Here is a 15,579-nt window from a genome sequence, read left to right on the forward strand (position 1 = left end):
CGTCGGCTCCGCGCCCCGCAGCCCGGGCGGCGAGGCCGCCCAGCAGGCCGGCCGCGCCGAGGCCGAGCAGGAGCCGCGCGCTGGCCCGGCGCGTCTCCTGCGCACGGAGCAGATCGGCCAGAGTCCGGCCGATCAGCGCGTACTGCGCGGTATGGTGCTCGCACTCGCCCCAGCGGTCCGCTGCGGCCGCGCTCGCGGCTTCGCCCGGCGTCAGGCCGCGCAGCCGGCGGCAGCAGGCGCTCCACCGCACCGGATCGGCCGGGGCGAAGCCTTCGGACAGCAGGCAGGCGCCATAGCCGGCGGCCGACCCGCAGGAGAGCTTCAGCAGGCCGTACCGGCGGGTAATCCTGCGCGGCTCGCCTGCACCGGCTTCCTCCACAACGTCAAACGCAAACAGCTCGATGCCCGACAACTTTCGTTCGCTCATCCTGACTTTCTCCTCCTTGGTTTGGACTTCTGTCGCATGGGGCTGCGCCGCTTGCGCGGACGCGGTCCGTTTATCTCGATTTTTGCAGGTCCTCCGTCTAAGCTGTGCACGACCCCGGCCGCTTCATTCTTCCCGCTTCACCTGCGCCGCATGGTCGAACCGCGCCACGACGAGCAGGTCCATATGCCGGGCGGTGCGCAGCAGGCGGCGGGTCAGCGACCCGAACATCAGGCGATAGGCGGCGGAGCGGCGCGACTGGCCGACGATGAGCTGGGTGCAGCGGCGGGCGTCGGCGCGGAGCAGCAGTTCTTCGTGCAGCCGGCGGGGCGTGACGCGCTCTCCGAGATCGAATTGCCCGCCGAGGCGGCGGGTCAGGCGCTGGAGCTGTTCGATCCGCTCCCGCCCGCGCGCTTCCGGGCAGCCGCCGTCGGGAATGTAGCAGACGTGCCACGGCGCTTTGAGCCGGTACGCGATCCGAAAGCCGCGCCGGATCAACCGTTCGGCGTTGTCGCTCAGCGTGATCGCCACGAAGATGACTTCTTCGCGCCGCCACGGGCCGCGCAGCGAAGCGCTGCGTTCCCACGATTCCAGCCGTTCGTCGACGTCGTCCGCGATTTCGCGCAGCGCCAGTTCCCGCAGCGCGATCAGGTTGCCCGTTTTGAAAAAGTTGCCCAGCGCCTGGTCCACTTTTTCCCGCGCGTAGATTCGTCCTTCCTTCATCCGTTCCTGCAGCGCTTTGGGCGTGACGTCGATCAATTCCACTTCGTCGGCGAGGCGCAGGATGGAATCCGGCACCGTCTCCCGCACGCGCACGCCGGTGAGCTGTTCGACGCTGTCGTTCAGGCTCTCCAGATGCTGTACGTTCATGGTCGAGATGACCGAGATGCCGGCGTTCAGGATGCGAATGACGTCTTCGTAGCGTTTTTTTTGCAGGCTGCCCGGCACGTTCGTATGCGCCAGTTCGTCCACGAGCACCACTTCGGGATTGCGGGCGATGATCGCGTCGGCGTCCATTTCTTCGAGCTGCGCGCCTTTGTAGGCGAAGACGAAGCGCGGCACCTGTTCGAGTTCGCCGACCTGGGCCTGCGTCTCGCGCCGCCCGTGCGTCTCCAGCAGGCCGACGACGACGTCGATCTTTTTTTTGCGCAAAATATTGCCTTCCCGCAGCATCGTATACGTCTTGCCGACGCCGGGAGCGGCTCCGATGTACACTTTGAACCGGCCGCGCTTGAGTTCTTCGATCCGGCGTCCGGCCTGTTCTTCGCTGAGGCGACGGTACGGGCCGGCGGGATCGCCGAGCGGCTCTTTGCGTTTGGTCGGCAAAATCCGCTCGCCGCCGCCCGTCGAGCGGTCCGCGACGACGAACATGTCCACGTTGCGCATGAGCTTGACCATTTCCGCCACGATCGACCCTTTCAGTAATTCCTGGGTTCGCGTCTGGTTGGAGTGGCCGATGACGATACGAGACACGTTTTGTTCCAGCGCGACCCGCACGAGTGTCGGCGGGATTTCGCGGCGCGAACCGATTTTGACTTCATGCAGCTTGGCCCCGATCTTCTCGCACAGCTTGCGGATCGAACGGCGGAATTCTTCGCGTTCCGGTCCGAGGCGTTCGCCCGGATTGACGAACGTGACGACCGACAGCTCCCCGCCGAGCCGCTGCGCGATCTGCTGGCCCCGGCGGATATGGATCGAACCGTTCCAATGGTACTGGGCGGACACGAGAATATGCTCGGCCGTGCCGGAAGCGCCGGTATAGCCCTGCTGATCGCGGTATTTGAGCAGGCTGCCGTTGACGCCTTCGGCCACGAGGCGCAGCGTCAGTTCGCGCAGCACGCCGATATTGCCGCGGTTGAACAGCGTTTTGTCCGGCATGTTCGTCAGCAGGCCGTCTTCGATCCGCGCCAGCAGCGCTTCCGGCGTAACGTCGATCAGGCGCACTTCGTCCGCAAGCTCAAGCGTATCGGACGGGACCGTCTCCTTGACGTCGATGCCGATCAGCTTGCGCGCCATTTCGGTCACGCCCTGCAGTTCGTAGACGTTGACGGTAGCGATGACGCTGATGCCTTTTCCGAGCAAAAAACGAATATCGTCCAGCCGGGACCGGTTCGGAGCGCCGGGGCGGTTGCGATGCGCGAGACCGTCGGTCAGCAGCACTTCCGGGTTGCGATGCAGGATCGCGTCCAGATCGAGGTCTTTGCGTTCGGCGCCGTCCCGGCCGGTCCAATGGATGCTCGGCACGCGTTCGAGTCCTTCGAGCTGCTCGATCGTCTCGGGCCGGCGCATGGTGGACACGGCGCACAGCACGACGTCGACGCCCTGATCCTTGAGCGTCTGCCCGTCGCGCAGCATATGGTACGTCTTGCCGGAGCCGGAGATGGCCCCGATGATAATCTTGAGCCGGCCGTTGTACAGCGCGTGGATCGACTCCAGAATCTCTTCCGGCGATTTGCGTTTGAAGTCGGGCATGGACATTCTTCCTTCCGATTGAAGCTGCGGATCGGCCGTCGGCCGTGGACTTAGGCCGGCACGCTTGGCTTAGCGCGATGCCGCGACGTCAAGGTTCAGCTCCAGCACGTTGACGGCGGGTTCGCCGAACAATCCCAGCGAACGGCCCTGCGTATGCTCGCGGATCAGCTGTTCCAGCTTGTCCGCCGCGATGCCGGTCGCGGCGCTGACGCGCGGCACCTGGGCTTCGGCGGAAGCCGGGCTGATATGCGGATCAAGGCCCGACCCGGAGTTGGTAATCAGGTCGACCGGCAGCTTCGAGACCGGAACGTCGGGATTTTCGGTCTGCCAGGCGGCGACCGAAGCTTCCGCGCGCAGCAGCAGGTCCGGGTTGGACGGCGCGTAGTTCGGCGTGCCGGAGCCGTTCGCGTCGTAGTCGATGCTGGACACGCGGCCGTGGAAATAACCGGGTTCGGCGAAGTTCTGGCCGATCAGGCGCGAGCCGACGACCTGCCCTTCGGCGTTCTCGATCAGGCTGCCGTTTGCTTTGTCCGGCGCGGCGGCCTGGGCCACGGCCCAGACGGCGACGTTGTAGACGAGGCAGCACAGAATCGCCACGGAAAAAGTAGTGCGCAGCGTCACCCATATGATTCGCATAAAAGGTATCCTCCAATATAATGGGGGCGGGCGCCGGCACTTGGTTAGGAAAACAAGGCCGGACGAACCGCCGATTTTGAATGTCTGATCGATTTTGAATATCGCATCGATTGCGAGGGTTGTAACGATGGAGAAGATTTTGTTCGACGATCGGTCAGGTCGGTCAGGGCCGTCAAATCCGTCAGATGAATACCTGAACGACCAGATCGATCAGCTTGATCCCGATAAACGGCACGACGACTCCGCCGAGGCCGTAGATGAGCAGGTTTTTGCCGAGCAGGCGGCTCGTGCTCATCGGCTTGTACGCCACGCCGCGCATCGCCAGCGGAATCAGCATCGGAATGATGATCGCGTTGAAGATCAGCGCCGACAGGATGGCCGACAGCGGGGAATCGAGCCGCATAACGTTGAGCGCCTGCATTTGCGGGATCGCGACCATGAACATGGCCGGGATGATCGCGAAATATTTGGCGACGTCGTTGGCGATGCTGAACGTGGTCAGCGCGCCGCGCGTCATGAGCAGCTGCTTGCCGATTGCGACCACTTCGATGATCTTCGACGGATCGGAATCCAGGTCGACCATGTTGGCCGCTTCCTTGGCGGCGACGGTGCCGCTGTTCATGGCGATGCCGACGTCGGCCTGGGCGAGGGCCGGCGCGTCGTTCGTGCCGTCGCCGGTCATGGCGACGAGCTTGCCTTCGGCCTGCTCGCGGCGGATGACGGCGATCTTGTCTTCCGGCGTGCTCTCGGCGATAAAATCGTCCACGCCCGCTTCGCGGGCAATGGTGGCGGCGGTCAGCGGATTGTCGCCGGTACACATGATCGTCTTGATGCCCATGCGGCGCATCTGTTCGAACCGCTCGCGCATGCCGGGCTTGACGGTGTCCTTGAGATAGATCAGGCCGTAGATCCGGTCGTCCACGGCGACGGCAAGCGGGGTGCCGCCGGCCGTCGCGATCGCGGCGCCGTTCGCTTCGAGGTCGCTCGGAATCGAGCCGCCCTGCGAGAGTACCCACTGCTTGACGGAGTCGACCGCGCCTTTGCGCACTTTGCGGCCGTCGGCCAGATCGATGCCGCTCATGCGCGTCTCGGCCTTGAATTCGATAAACTCGCCGCCTTCGGCCAGTTCTTCGTCGTAGACGAACCCGTTCTTTTTCATCAATTCCAGCACCGAACGGCCTTCCGGCGTCTCGTCTTGCAGCGAGCTGACCGAAGCCCAGTAGGCCGTCTCGTCTTCGCGGCTGCCCTGAACGGCGACGAACTCGCTCGCCATCCGGTTGCCGAACGTGATCGTGCCCGTTTTGTCGAGGATGATCGTATTGATATCGCCCGAAGCCTCGACCGCTTTGCCGGACATGGCCAGCACGTTGAACTGCGTGACCCGGTCCATGCCCGCGATGCCGATCGCGGACAGCAGTCCGCCGATCGTGGTCGGGATCAGGCAGACGAGCAGGGCGACGAGGATCGGGATTTCCATTTGAATGCCGAGGAAGCCCGACAGGAACGGCAGCGTGACGACGACGATCAGGAAGATCAGCGTCAAGCTGACGAGCACGGTGTTCAGCGCGATTTCGTTCGGCGTCTTCTGGCGTTTCGCGCCTTCGACGAGCGAGATCATCCGATCGAGGAACGATTCGCCGGGATCGGCGGTGATGCGCACCTTGATCTTGTCGCTGACGACTTTGGTGCCGCCGGTGACGGAGCTGAAATCGCCGCCCGCTTCCTTGATGACCGGGGCGGACTCGCCGGTGATCGCCGATTCGTCGACGGAAGCGAGTCCTTCGACGACTTCGCCGTCGCCCGGAATCATCTCGCCGGTCGTTACGACGACGAAGTCGCCTTTGCGCAGTTCGGACGCCGGCACGACCTTGATCGCGCCGCCGCTCGACACTTTGTTGGCCGCGACGTCCTGCTTCGTTTTTTTGAGCGAATCGGCCTGGGCTTTGCCGCGGCCTTCGGCCAGCGCTTCGGCGAAGTTGGCGAACAGCAGCGTCAGCAGCAGGATGACCGAGGTGACGACGTTGAACCAGCGCGGCACGGTGCCGCCGAACGCGTCCGGCACGAAGCACAGCAGCAGCGTGACGAGAAATCCGATTTCGACGACGAACATGACCGGGTTGCGCAGCATGATGCGCGGATCGAGCTTCACGAACGACTGCCGCAGGGCGGCGCTTGCGATCTCCCCGCTCAGCATGGTCTTTTTCTTATCCATAAATCAGCGTCTCCATTTCTAATTAAGAGGTTTACAGCGTCAGCTGCTCGGCGATCGGGCCGAGTACGAGAGCGGGGAAGAACGTCAGCGCGCCGACGATCAGCACGATGCCGACGAAGACGGCTCCGAACATCGCGGTGTCGGTACGGAACGTGCCGGACGATTCCGGGACCCGCTTCTTGGAAGCCAGCGAAGCGGCTACCGCCAGCAGCGTCACCATCGACAGGTAACGGCCGAAGAACATGACGATGCCCGTCGAGATATTCCAGAACGAAGTGGCGTCGCCCAGTCCTTCGAAGCCGGAGCCGTTGTTGGCCGCCGCGGACGTGTATTCGTACAGCGCCTGGGTCAGCCCGTGGAAGCCGGGATTCGAGATCGTCTCCGGATGGAGGGCGAGCGCGATCGCCGTCGGCACGAGAATCAGGAACGGCTGGATCAGCAGCGTGACCGCGATCAGCTTCATTTCCTTGCCTTCGATTTTGCGGCCGAGGAACTCCGGGGTGCGCCCGACCATCAGGCCGGACAGGAACACGGCGATGATCGCGTACATCAGCACGTTGACGAAGCCGACGCCCATGCCGCCGAAGACGGTATTGAGCATCATGTTGGCCAGCGGAACGAGCCCGCCGATCGGCGTCAGCGTGTCATGCATCGTATTGACGGCTCCGGTCTCGGCCGCCGTCGTAATGACGGAATAAAAAGCCGACTGCGCTTCGCCGAAGCGCACTTCCTTGCCTTCCATCGAGCCCTGGCTGTGTTCGATGCCGAGCGCGTTCAGCGCCGGGTTGCCTGCGCTTTCGGCGGTGAGCGACACGGTAGTCATAACAAGCAGCAGCATGAGCATGGAGACGAACAGCACGCGGCCCTGCTTGATCGAGCCGGCCATTTTGCCGTAAGCGAACGGCAGCGCGGAAGTGACGAGCAGCATGAGCAGGATTTGCAGCAGGTTGCTCAGCCCGTTCGGATTCTCGAACGGATGCGCCGAGTTGACGCCGAGGAAGCCGCCGCCGTTATTGCCCAATTCCTTGATCGCGAGAAACGAAGCGATCGGGCCGCGGGCGATCGTCTGCTGCGCGCCTTCGAGCGTGGTGGCCGTCGCGGCCGGTTCGAACGTCTGCGGCACGCCCATGAAGACGAACAGCAGTGCCGATACGAAAGCGACCGGCAGCAGCACGCGGGTCAGGGCACGGATCAGGTCGGCGAAAAAGTTGCCGGGCGCCCGGCCCGTCAAGCCGCGGATAAACGCCATGACGAGCGCGAGGCCGGTGGCCGGCGAGACGAACATGGCGAAGACGAGCACGCTGATCTGCGACAGGTAGGAGACGCCGCTCTCGCCGCTGTAATGCTGGAGGTCGGTGTTGGCCATGAAGCTGATCGCCGTGTTGAACGCGAGCGTCGGTTCCATGTTGGCGATGCCGGCCGGGTTCAGCGGCAGCAGCCCCTGGAAGCGGAGCACCAGATACACGAGCAGGATCATGACGGCGTTGCTCAGGACCAGCGAAGCGGCGTACGTTTTCCAACTTTGATTTTCTTCGCGGATCCCGCTGACTGCATGAATGAGCCGTTCGAACGGCCCGTAGATCCGGTTCAGCCGATTGGGGCCGTAATCGAACGCCGCCGCCAGGTACAGGCCGACCGGCTTCGCCAACGCTGCGGCGATCAGCAGCGTGACGGCGATTGCGAGGATGCTGATAGTAGTCACAAAACTTCCCTCCATCTGATGGGTCGGCCGGTGAAGACCGACGAACAATTTCGATTCTTGCGCTTGCACGTTCGGCGGATGCCGGGGGTCAGAACTTTTCCGGGTTGATCAGGGCATAGCCCAGATACAGAAACAGCAGGGCGACGAGGCCCGCGAGCAGCACGGTCATCGCTCTTCACGTCCTTCCCGGATCACTCGGCCGGACCAGGCGGAGAGGCCCAGAGCGGCCAGCGTCATAACGGCGAAGCCGGCGATCATTAACATGTCGGTCATGGATTCAACCTTCCTTCGGATGCAGGATATCGGGCCGGGAGCGCCGGCGGCAGGGGCCGGAACGCTGGATTCGGTCTCGCGATTCATGTCTCGTATCGTAGTCCTGCCGGCTCTGTCTGTAAAACGGGCCGAATGCGAAAAAAAGCCTTATAGGCCTTTTGGATGGTTTTTGTGTGATGTGAAGATGTTAATGATCGATATAACTCCGTTTTACAGCTTTTTTCTCCGCTTATCGCTTATTTTTACACGATTTTTACACCTTTGCAGCACATCTTTATACCTTTTTTATGCGGGTGTAACCTTACATTCACTTCTTGCGCCTCCGCATGCTCTATACTTGAAGCGAACGGAAAAGCAGGCCTTCGGGCCGACAGGAGAGCAGACGTGGACGACTTGGAGAAAAAAGGACTTCGCAGAGGCAAATTGACGTTGTTTATCGGGGCGGCTCCCGGTTCGGGCAAGACGCAGTCGATGCTGCGGGCGGCGATCCGGGAAGCGGCGGCCGGCGTCGCGGTGCGCTGCGCCGTATCCGGCGCGGAAGCGCAGTATCCCGACACGCTGGACCTGCTGCGGCACGCAGGCCTGCCGGCCGCGCCTGAACGCGGCGGCGACCTGGACGTGGACGCGCTGCTGGAAGAAAAGCCGGGGTTGGTCGTCGTGGACCGCCTCGAAGCGAGAAACGCCAAACGGGCCGTGCGGCTCAAGCGGTACATGGACGTCGAGACGCTGCTGCTGAACGGCATCGACGTCTACGCGGCGCTGAATATCGGGCACGTCGAGAGTCTCAACGGACTGGCGGGCCGGATCTGCGGCCGCCCCCTGACGGAGACGGTGCCCGACGCGTTCGTCGAACAGGCGGACGTGCTGCGCATCGCGGACGCGCCGCCCGAAGAGATTATGCGCCGGGGCGGGGCTGCGCCCCGCAGCGAAGCGTCGCTGTCCGCGCTGCGCGAGATGCTGTTCCGGTTTGCGGCGGAACGGATGGACAGCCGGCTCGACGCGTACCTGCACGGCCGCGGGGACGATTCGTCCGAGCCGTGGTCCGTGGCGGAGAAAGTCATGGTCGCCGTGGGCAGCGGCCCGTCGACGGCGGAACTGCTGCGCATTGGCCGCCGGACCGCCGCGGCGCTCAAGACGTCGTGGGTCGCCGTCCACGTCAAACAGCCCGAGCGCACCCTCGGCGCGCCGCCTCGGCTTCAAGGCGATCCCGAACGCAATCTGCGCCTGGCCGAAGAGCTGGGCGCGGAAGTCGCCGTGCGGGACGGGCGCAGCGTGAGCGGCGAACTGCTGCGTTTCGCGGAACGCCATCATATCCGGCAGATCCTCGTCGGAGAGACGCTGCGGCCGCGCCGCGGGCTGCGCCTGCGCCGGACGCTGGCCGAGGAGCTGGTGCGCGGCAGCCGCGGCATCCAGATTCGCGTCGTGCCGGCGGCCGGAAGCGCGGAGCGGCCGGAACCGGGCAGCCGACTGGCGAAGCTGCCGCCCGGCGGGCTGCCCGGCTGGGCGTCCTACGTGCTGATCACGCTGCTGACGGCGGCGATGACCGCGGTGCTGCTGCGGTACGCGGCGGTGCTGGAGATCGTCAACATCGCGCTGATCTACCTGTTTCCTGTGCTGCTGTTCGCGGTCTACGGAGGGCTCGGTCCGTCGCTGTTCGCGGCCGGCGCGAGCGTGCTGGCGCTCGATTTCTTCTTCGTCGCGCCGCAGCTGAGTTTTACCGTGTCCGATCTGCGCTACCTGATCTCGTTCGGCGTCTACCTGTCGGTGGCCGCGCTGACGTCAAGCCTCGCCGGGCGGCTCAAGCAGCAGCTGCTGCACGCGCGCCAGCGCGAAGAGCATACGGCTTCGCTGTACGCGTTCAGCCGCCAGATCGGGGCGGTCTCCGACGTCTCGTCGCTGCTGGACGGCATGACGCGCCAGCTGTCGCAGACGATCGGAGCCGAGACGTCCGTCTATTTGCCCGACGAAGACGGTCGCCTGCGCCGCGTACACGCTTCGGGCGGATTTTCCGACCACGGGGACGGCGGGGAGAGAGCCCGGGAAGAGGACGTCGTGGCGGGCCTGGTCTTCGGCGACGGGGAAGCCGCCGGCCGGGGATCGAACACGCTGCGCGAGCTGCCGGGCCGCTACATGCCGCTGCGCACCGAGGAGCGGACGTACGGCGTGCTGGCCGTCCGGCTGCCCAAGCGGGGCGACGGAAGCGACGCCGAACTGACCGGCGAGCAGCAGCGGCTGCTCGAAGCGCTATGCGACCTGGCGGCCGCCGCCATCGCCCGCTTCAAGCTGGCCGAAGAAGCGAAGCTTGCGCATCTGACGGCAGAATCGGAGCGGCTGCGCACCGCGATTCTCGATTCGGTGTCGCACGAGCTGCGAACGCCGCTTGCGACGATCGTCGGCTCGGCGACGGGATTGATCGACAACGACGACCTTTTTTCGCGGGAAGACCGGATGGAGCTGCTGGAGACGATCCGGAGCGGCGCGATGCGCATGAACCGGCTCGTGCAAAATTTGCTTGGGATGGTGCGGCTGGAGAGCGGCATGCTGACGCTGCGCCGGGAATGGTGCGACGTGCAGGACCTGATCGGGGTGGCGCTTGCGCAAATCCGCGATATCCGCGGAAGCCGGGAATTGTCGCTCCGCGTTCCGGACGACCTCCCGATGGTGCGGGGCGACGAGGTGCTGCTGGAGCAGGTGCTCGGGAACGTACTGGGCAACGCGATCAAGTACGGGCCGGACGGCAGCACGATCGGGCTCGAAGCGCGGGCGCAGGGCGGGATGCTGATCCTGTCCGTCTCGGACGAAGGGCCGGGCATTCCGGAAGGGGAACGGCAGCGCGTGTTCGAGAAGTTTTACCGGTCCGATTCGACGCGGCAGGTGTCGGGAACGGGTCTGGGCCTTGCGATCTGCAAAGGCATCGTCGACCTGCACGAAGGCACGATCACCGCCGCGCCGAGAACGGACGGCCGATCCGGGACGATCGTCTCGATTCGGCTGCCGGCCGCGGACACGCCGAAACTGCCGGAAGCGGGGCATGACTTTCGGCCCGGCGCAGAGAGGGGAATGAACGATGACGAATGAGAACGGAGCGGGCGCGCGCATCCTGATCGTGGACGACGAGCCGCAGATCCGCAAGCTGCTTCGCGTGACGCTTGCCGCGCACGGGTACGCGGTGCACGAAGCGGATACGGGGGAAGAAGGCGTGCTGCAGGCGTCGATGCACGCGCCGGAGCTGATCGTGCTCGATCTGGGCCTGCCGGACCTGACGGGCATGCAGGTGCTGGAACGCATCCGCGAATGGTCGGTCGTCCCGGTCATCGTGCTCACGGCCAAAGACCGGGAAGAAGACAAAATCGCCGCGCTGGACGCGGGGGCGGACGATTACGTGACCAAGCCGTTCGGCATGGGCGAACTGGTCGCGCGGATCCGCGTCGCGCTGCGCCACGCGTTGAAGACGGCGGAAGAGCCGGTCATTCGCAGCGGGGGACTTGCGATCGACCTGGCGCAGCGCATCGTCGAACGGCATGGGGAGCGGGTCAAGCTCACGCCGACCGAATACGATCTGCTTAAGGCGCTGGCGCATAACGCGGGCAAAGTAGTCACGCAGCGCCAACTGCTGCAGCAGGTCTGGGGCAGCCGGCACGACGAAGGCGACAGTCATTATTTGCGGATCTATATCGGGCATCTGCGCAAAAAGCTCGAAGAAGATCCGTCCCAGCCCCGGCTGATCGTAACCGAACCTGGAGTCGGATACCGCTTCCTGGTTCAGGAATGATATAATGGAGAAACGTTTCAACGCTTAAATTCGCAATGCGGAATAGGGTGATGGGGAATGGATGCTTTAGATGTAAAGATTCTGAGATTACTGCAGCAAAATGCTCGCATGAACGTAACGTCGTTATCGCAGGAGCTGTCGCTCAGCCGTCCGAGCGTGGCCGAGAGGCTGCACCGGCTGGAAGAGCGCGGCGTGATCGAAGGCTATATGGCGCGCGTGTCTCCGCAGGCCGTAGGCCGCGATACGCGGCTCGTGCTGCAAATTTCCGATCTTCGGATTCCCGCGCAGCAGTTTGAGCGGTGGGCCCAGTCCGAACCGGACATCGTGGAATGCCACCGGGTGACGGGCAATGCCAGCTATTTCCTGCAGGCTGCCGTTGCCGGTACGCCGGGGTTAAAAGAATTGGTCGATCGCCTGATGGACTTCGGCAGCGTGCAGACGTCGGTCGTGCTGGCTTCGCCGGTCGCTTCCCGTCCCATGCTGCCTCCGAACGCTGCGGAGCTTGAGCAGAGCCGGCAGCTTTAGTCCTGAGAAGCCGGAGTGCGGCAGCGCGCTTTTTATGCAAAAACCGGAAGATGCGTCACGCCCACTTCGTCCCTTTGCGGGAGCCGGAGCCGGGCGGTCGCGCTTCCGGTTTTTGTGCGTGTGGTACACTGGTAAGGTCGAAAAGAGACGGAACATTCAAGAATGCGGGGGATACCGATGAAATTGCTGACGCTGAACGCCCACTCGTGGCACGAAGAAAACCAGCTGGAGAAGCTCGACCAACTGGCCGAATTTATCGGGGAGCGCGGCTTCGACGTCGTGGCCCTGCAGGAGATCAACCAGCCGATGAACGGCGTACCGGCGTCCGGTCCGTCGATGGAACGTTACGTCGAAGGGGAAGCCGGGCTTGTCATTCGCGAAGGCCATTTCGTGCTCGCGCTGCTGGAGCGCCTGCAGACGCCTTATTACTGGACGTGGATTCCGACGCACGCCACGTTCGGCCGTTACGACGAAGGCCTGGCCGTACTGAGCCGGATGCCGATCACGGAAGCGTTCTGCGCCCGGGTGTCGGCGCTCGAAGATTATGACAACCACAAGACGCGCCGCCTGCTCGTCGTTCGCACGTCCGCAGAGGCCGAGCCGGAGCGGTCGTTCCGGGCGGCAAGCGGCCATTACGGCTGGTGGAACGACGCGATCGAACCGTTCCGCGGCCAATGGGACCGGACCGAAGACGTGTTGGCGGAGCTTCGGGCCGGCAGCGAACCGCTGTATCTGCTCGGCGACCTCAACAACGTGGCGCAGATCCGCGGCGAAGGCTACGATTACGTTATGGAGCGCGGCTGGTGCGATTTGCACACGGCCGCCGCGGAAAAAGACGAAGGTTCGACCGTGCTCAAAGCGATCGCCGGCTGGTCCGACAACGAGCGCCCGCTGCGAATCGACTACATCTTGTCGAGCCGCCCGGTCGCCGTCAAGAAGTCCGAAGTCGTGCTCGACGGCCGCAACGGCCCGGTCGTATCGGATCATTTCGGCGTGGCGGCGGAGCTGGAATAAGCCATAAGCGTGAAAAAAAGCCCTCGAAAGCGGATAGATTCCGCGGCTTCGGGGGCTTTTGGCATGGAGAGAACATGGAGAAAAAAGGGTGGGACTTGGGGCCGGCATGGCGCCGGGCCTTTCGGCTTGGATGTCGCTGAGCCGCTCAGGCTTTCGGCCGGCTCGGGCGGTACATTCCGATCGAAGCCGGAGCCGTGTCGATAAAGCCGAAATGGCGGTACAGCGCGTCGGCCGGCGTATCGGCGATGAGGCTTACGAACGAGCCGGGCGGCACGTTTTTCTCCAAATAGCGCTCGATCTCCGCCATGACGCGTCGGCCGAGGCCGCGGCGCTGCATGGACGGATGCACGACGATGTCGGAGATCAGGTAAGCGCAGCCGCCGTCGCCGAGCACGCGTCCCATGCCGACGAGCCGGCCGTTTTCGCGCAGCGTGACCGCGAACAGCGAATTGGGCAGGCCGCGGCGCGCCGCTTCCGGCGTGCGCGTGCTCATACCCGCCGCGACGCGCAGTTCGATATATTCGTCGGGCTGGGGTACCTCGTAAGCGAGGACGATATCGTGCGAATGTTCCGGTTGGGTCATGGTAAGGCTCCTTCTGTCGGGATTGGGCTTGGCATCGGTTCACACGGGAACGGGAATCAGTTGGCGAACAAGAAACATCGGGAAAAGAAATAAAATCGTGCGAGATCGTACTAATTGTACGAAATCATGCGAAATCGAAATTTCTCCTCGGTACTTGCTCCGCACCCGCATAAAAGTTGACTTTATGATCACTTTTCAGCCCAAAAAACGACGGACAAGCGAAAAAGTGATCATTTTACTCACATTTTTGCAAGTTTTTCCGGGATAAGAGCCTTTTGAAGCGAAAAAGCGATCAGAATGACCACATTTCGCGTGACAGCGGCGTTTTGGCTTAAAAATGTGGACGAAATGCACACATTTTCGAATGCAAGGCAGACGTTCCTGAACCGCCGCCGATCCGGGGCAAGCCCGGCCGACGGTTCGCGCTCTGTCCGCCCGGTGTCCGGCCGCTTCAGCGAGTCCGATCAGCCCTGCCGAAGCGTGAACAGATCCCGCAGCGCGTTGTCGGACAGCTCGGTGATCCAGCCTTCCGAGCCGGCGATGACGCTGTCGCTGAGCTGCTGCTTGCTCTCCAGCATGTCGTCGATCCGCTCTTCCAGCGTGCCGATCGAGATAAATTTGTGCACCTGGACGTCCTTCGTCTGGCCCATCCGGTAAGCCCGGTCGGTCGCCTGGTTCTCGACGGCCGGGTTCCACCAGCGGTCGACGTGGAACACGTGATTGGCCGCCGTCAGGTTGAGACCGACGCCACCGGCTTTGAGCGACAGGATGAATACGGCCGTCGTCTCGCCGGCGGGCTGATCCTGCGCCTGAAACTGCTCGATCATGCGCTCGCGCATCGTTCGCGGCGTGCTGCCGTTCAGGTACAGCACATTCTCGCCGAGTTCTTCGCCGAGGACGCGCTGCATCATTTCGCCCATGCCGATGTACTGGGTGAAGATCAGGCAGCGCTCGCCTTCGGCCCGCAGCTCTTTGACCATCGCGACGAGCCGCGACAGCTTGGCCGACTGCTCGATCAGCGTATCGAGATCCGGCGCGTCTTCCGGCTCGGTCGCAGTCGATTCGCCCGCGGTCAGCGCCGGATGGTCGCACAGCCGCTTGAGCTGCGTCAGCGCGGACAGGATCGCGCCTTTGCGCTTCATGCCTTCAAGCTGCGGCATTTCTTTGAGCAGCTGCTTGACGACCTGCTCGTACAGGACGCTCTGCTCCGGGGTGAGATGGATATACGTCTTCATCTCGTTTTTCTCCGGCAGGTCGAGCTGGATATTCGGGTCTTTCTTTTTGCGGCGCAGCATGAACGGTTTGACGAGCTTTTGCAGTTCGCCGATCTTTTCTTCGTTTTGCTCTTTCTCGATCGGGTTCGCAAACCGGTCCTGAAAAGCTTTCGGCCCGCCGAGATAGCCCGGCACCATGAAGTCGTAGATCGACCACAGCTCGGACAGCCGGTTCTCGATCGGCGTGCCGGTCAGCGCGATCTTGTGCAGCGCGCGGAAGCTGCGGATCGCCGTGGACTGCTTCGTCTGCGCGTTTTTGATCGTCTGGGCTTCGTCGAGGCAGATCGTCAGCCAGTTGAAGCCGCGCAGCAGGTCCTGGTCGAGCGCGGACGTCGCGTAGGACGTCAGGATCACGTCGGCGTCGGAAGCCGCCGCGGCGAACGCTTCGCCGGTCCGGCGTCCGCTGCCGTAGTGCAGCATGACGCGCAGATCCGGCGCGAAGCGGGCGATTTCTTTCTGCCAGTTGCCCAGCAGGGACGTCGGGCAGATGATCAGGGAAGCTTCGAGCGGATAGGAACCGGGACGGATGATGCCGTCGTCCTGAGGCAGCCAGCCGGAAGCGGCGGGACCGGCCGGCCCGGCCGAAGCGGAGCGCGGCTGCGCCGCGCCGGTTCCGCGAGCGCCTGCGCGGGGCGGCGTGCGGACATCCGCGTAGGCCTCCGAAGCCGCGCCGCGCGAGGCTGCGCCTGCGC

At 63.7% G+C, this 15,579-nt stretch carries 12 protein-coding genes; 4 read left to right on the forward strand and 8 right to left on the reverse strand.

The annotated features are described in order from the left end of the window. The 6 genes from FTE24_RS16795 to FTE24_RS23620 form a co-directional block, all read right to left on the reverse strand. Positions 1-427, reverse strand: a 427-nt coding sequence (locus FTE24_RS16795) for a hypothetical protein (RefSeq protein WP_160441805.1), incomplete at its 3' end; no start/stop codon positions are given. A 123-nt stretch (positions 428-550) separates the two neighbouring features. Further along, a complete protein-coding gene (locus FTE24_RS16800; RefSeq protein ID WP_150233771.1) occupies positions 551-2,896 on the reverse strand; it encodes a universal stress protein in 2,346 nt (781 codons plus the stop codon). 69 nt (positions 2,897-2,965) lie between these two features. Beyond that, the gene (kdpC, locus tag FTE24_RS16805; RefSeq protein WP_150233768.1) at positions 2,966-3,532 is read right to left on the reverse strand and encodes a K(+)-transporting ATPase subunit C; all 567 of its coding nucleotides are present in this window, start codon (positions 3,530-3,532) and stop codon (positions 2,966-2,968) included. Between the two features lie 181 nt (positions 3,533-3,713). Next, a complete protein-coding gene (gene kdpB / locus FTE24_RS16810) occupies positions 3,714-5,744 on the reverse strand; it encodes a potassium-transporting ATPase subunit KdpB (protein WP_150233766.1) in 2,031 nt (676 codons plus the stop codon). Between the two features lie 31 nt (positions 5,745-5,775). Further along, on the reverse strand, positions 5,776-7,461 hold the full coding sequence (gene kdpA, locus FTE24_RS16815) for a potassium-transporting ATPase subunit KdpA (RefSeq protein ID WP_202111897.1): 1,686 nt from the start codon (positions 7,459-7,461) through the stop codon (positions 5,776-5,778). Positions 7,462-7,534: 73 nt separating this feature from the next. Beyond that, the gene (locus FTE24_RS23620; RefSeq protein ID WP_150233984.1) at positions 7,535-7,615 is read right to left on the reverse strand and encodes a potassium-transporting ATPase subunit F; all 81 of its coding nucleotides are present in this window, start codon (positions 7,613-7,615) and stop codon (positions 7,535-7,537) included. 488 nt (positions 7,616-8,103) lie between these two features. Here FTE24_RS23620 and FTE24_RS16825 point away from each other — a divergent pair, with 488 nt between their 5' ends. The 4 genes from FTE24_RS16825 (at position 8,104) to FTE24_RS16840 (ending at position 13,030) form a co-directional block, all read left to right on the forward strand. Further along, the gene (locus FTE24_RS16825; RefSeq protein WP_150233765.1) at positions 8,104-10,797 is read left to right on the forward strand and encodes an ATP-binding protein; all 2,694 of its coding nucleotides are present in this window, start codon (positions 8,104-8,106) and stop codon (positions 10,795-10,797) included. Beyond that, positions 10,787-11,491: a response regulator gene (locus FTE24_RS16830; RefSeq protein ID WP_141448035.1), complete on the forward strand. Its 705-nt coding sequence runs from the start codon at positions 10,787-10,789 to the stop codon at positions 11,489-11,491. Before FTE24_RS16825 ends, FTE24_RS16830 begins: the two co-directional genes overlap by 11 nt. Before the next feature lie 57 nt (positions 11,492-11,548). Continuing rightward, positions 11,549-12,016 carry an Lrp/AsnC family transcriptional regulator gene (locus FTE24_RS16835; RefSeq protein ID WP_141448036.1) on the forward strand — a complete coding sequence of 156 codons (468 nt, stop codon included), beginning with the start codon at positions 11,549-11,551 and terminating at the stop codon, positions 12,014-12,016. Between the two features lie 177 nt (positions 12,017-12,193). Further along, positions 12,194-13,030, forward strand: coding sequence for an endonuclease/exonuclease/phosphatase family protein (locus FTE24_RS16840; protein WP_150233763.1), 837 nt, complete (start codon positions 12,194-12,196; stop codon positions 13,028-13,030). A gap of 145 nt (positions 13,031-13,175) precedes the next feature. Here FTE24_RS16840 and FTE24_RS16845 read toward each other — a convergent pair whose 3' ends face one another. Further along, positions 13,176-13,613: a GNAT family N-acetyltransferase gene (locus FTE24_RS16845; RefSeq protein WP_141448038.1), complete on the reverse strand. Its 438-nt coding sequence runs from the start codon at positions 13,611-13,613 to the stop codon at positions 13,176-13,178. Between the two features lie 464 nt (positions 13,614-14,077). Next, positions 14,078-15,579, reverse strand: a 1,502-nt coding sequence (locus FTE24_RS16850) for a DEAD/DEAH box helicase (RefSeq protein WP_237401808.1), incomplete at its 5' end; no start/stop codon positions are given.

Origin of the sequence: Saccharibacillus sp. WB 17 (assembly GCF_008634075.2) — a bacterium.
Classification (GTDB): Bacteria; Bacillota; Bacilli; order Paenibacillales; family Paenibacillaceae; genus Saccharibacillus; species Saccharibacillus brassicae.

Bases quoted from the DNA above. Each gene is read 5' to 3' on its own strand.
- FTE24_RS16800 (WP_150233771.1), bottom strand. From the start codon at position 2,896: ATGCCCGACTTCAAACGCAAATCGCCGGAAGAGATTCTGGAGTCGATC.
- kdpC (WP_150233768.1), bottom strand. From the start codon at position 3,532: ATGCGAATCATATGGGTGACGCTGCGCACTACTTTTTCCGTGGCGATT.
- kdpB (WP_150233766.1), bottom strand. From the start codon at position 5,744: ATGGATAAGAAAAAGACCATGCTGAGCGGGGAGATCGCAAGCGCCGCC.
- kdpA (WP_202111897.1), bottom strand. From the start codon at position 7,461: ATGGAGGGAAGTTTTGTGACTACTATCAGCATCCTCGCAATCGCCGTC.
- FTE24_RS23620 (WP_150233984.1), bottom strand. From the start codon at position 7,615: ATGACCGTGCTGCTCGCGGGCCTCGTCGCCCTGCTGTTTCTGTATCTG.
- FTE24_RS16830 (WP_141448035.1), top strand. From the start codon at position 10,787: ATGACGAATGAGAACGGAGCGGGCGCGCGCATCCTGATCGTGGACGAC.
- FTE24_RS16835 (WP_141448036.1), top strand. From the start codon at position 11,549: ATGGATGCTTTAGATGTAAAGATTCTGAGATTACTGCAGCAAAATGCT.
- FTE24_RS16840 (WP_150233763.1), top strand. From the start codon at position 12,194: ATGAAATTGCTGACGCTGAACGCCCACTCGTGGCACGAAGAAAACCAG.
- FTE24_RS16845 (WP_141448038.1), bottom strand. From the start codon at position 13,613: ATGACCCAACCGGAACATTCGCACGATATCGTCCTCGCTTACGAGGTA.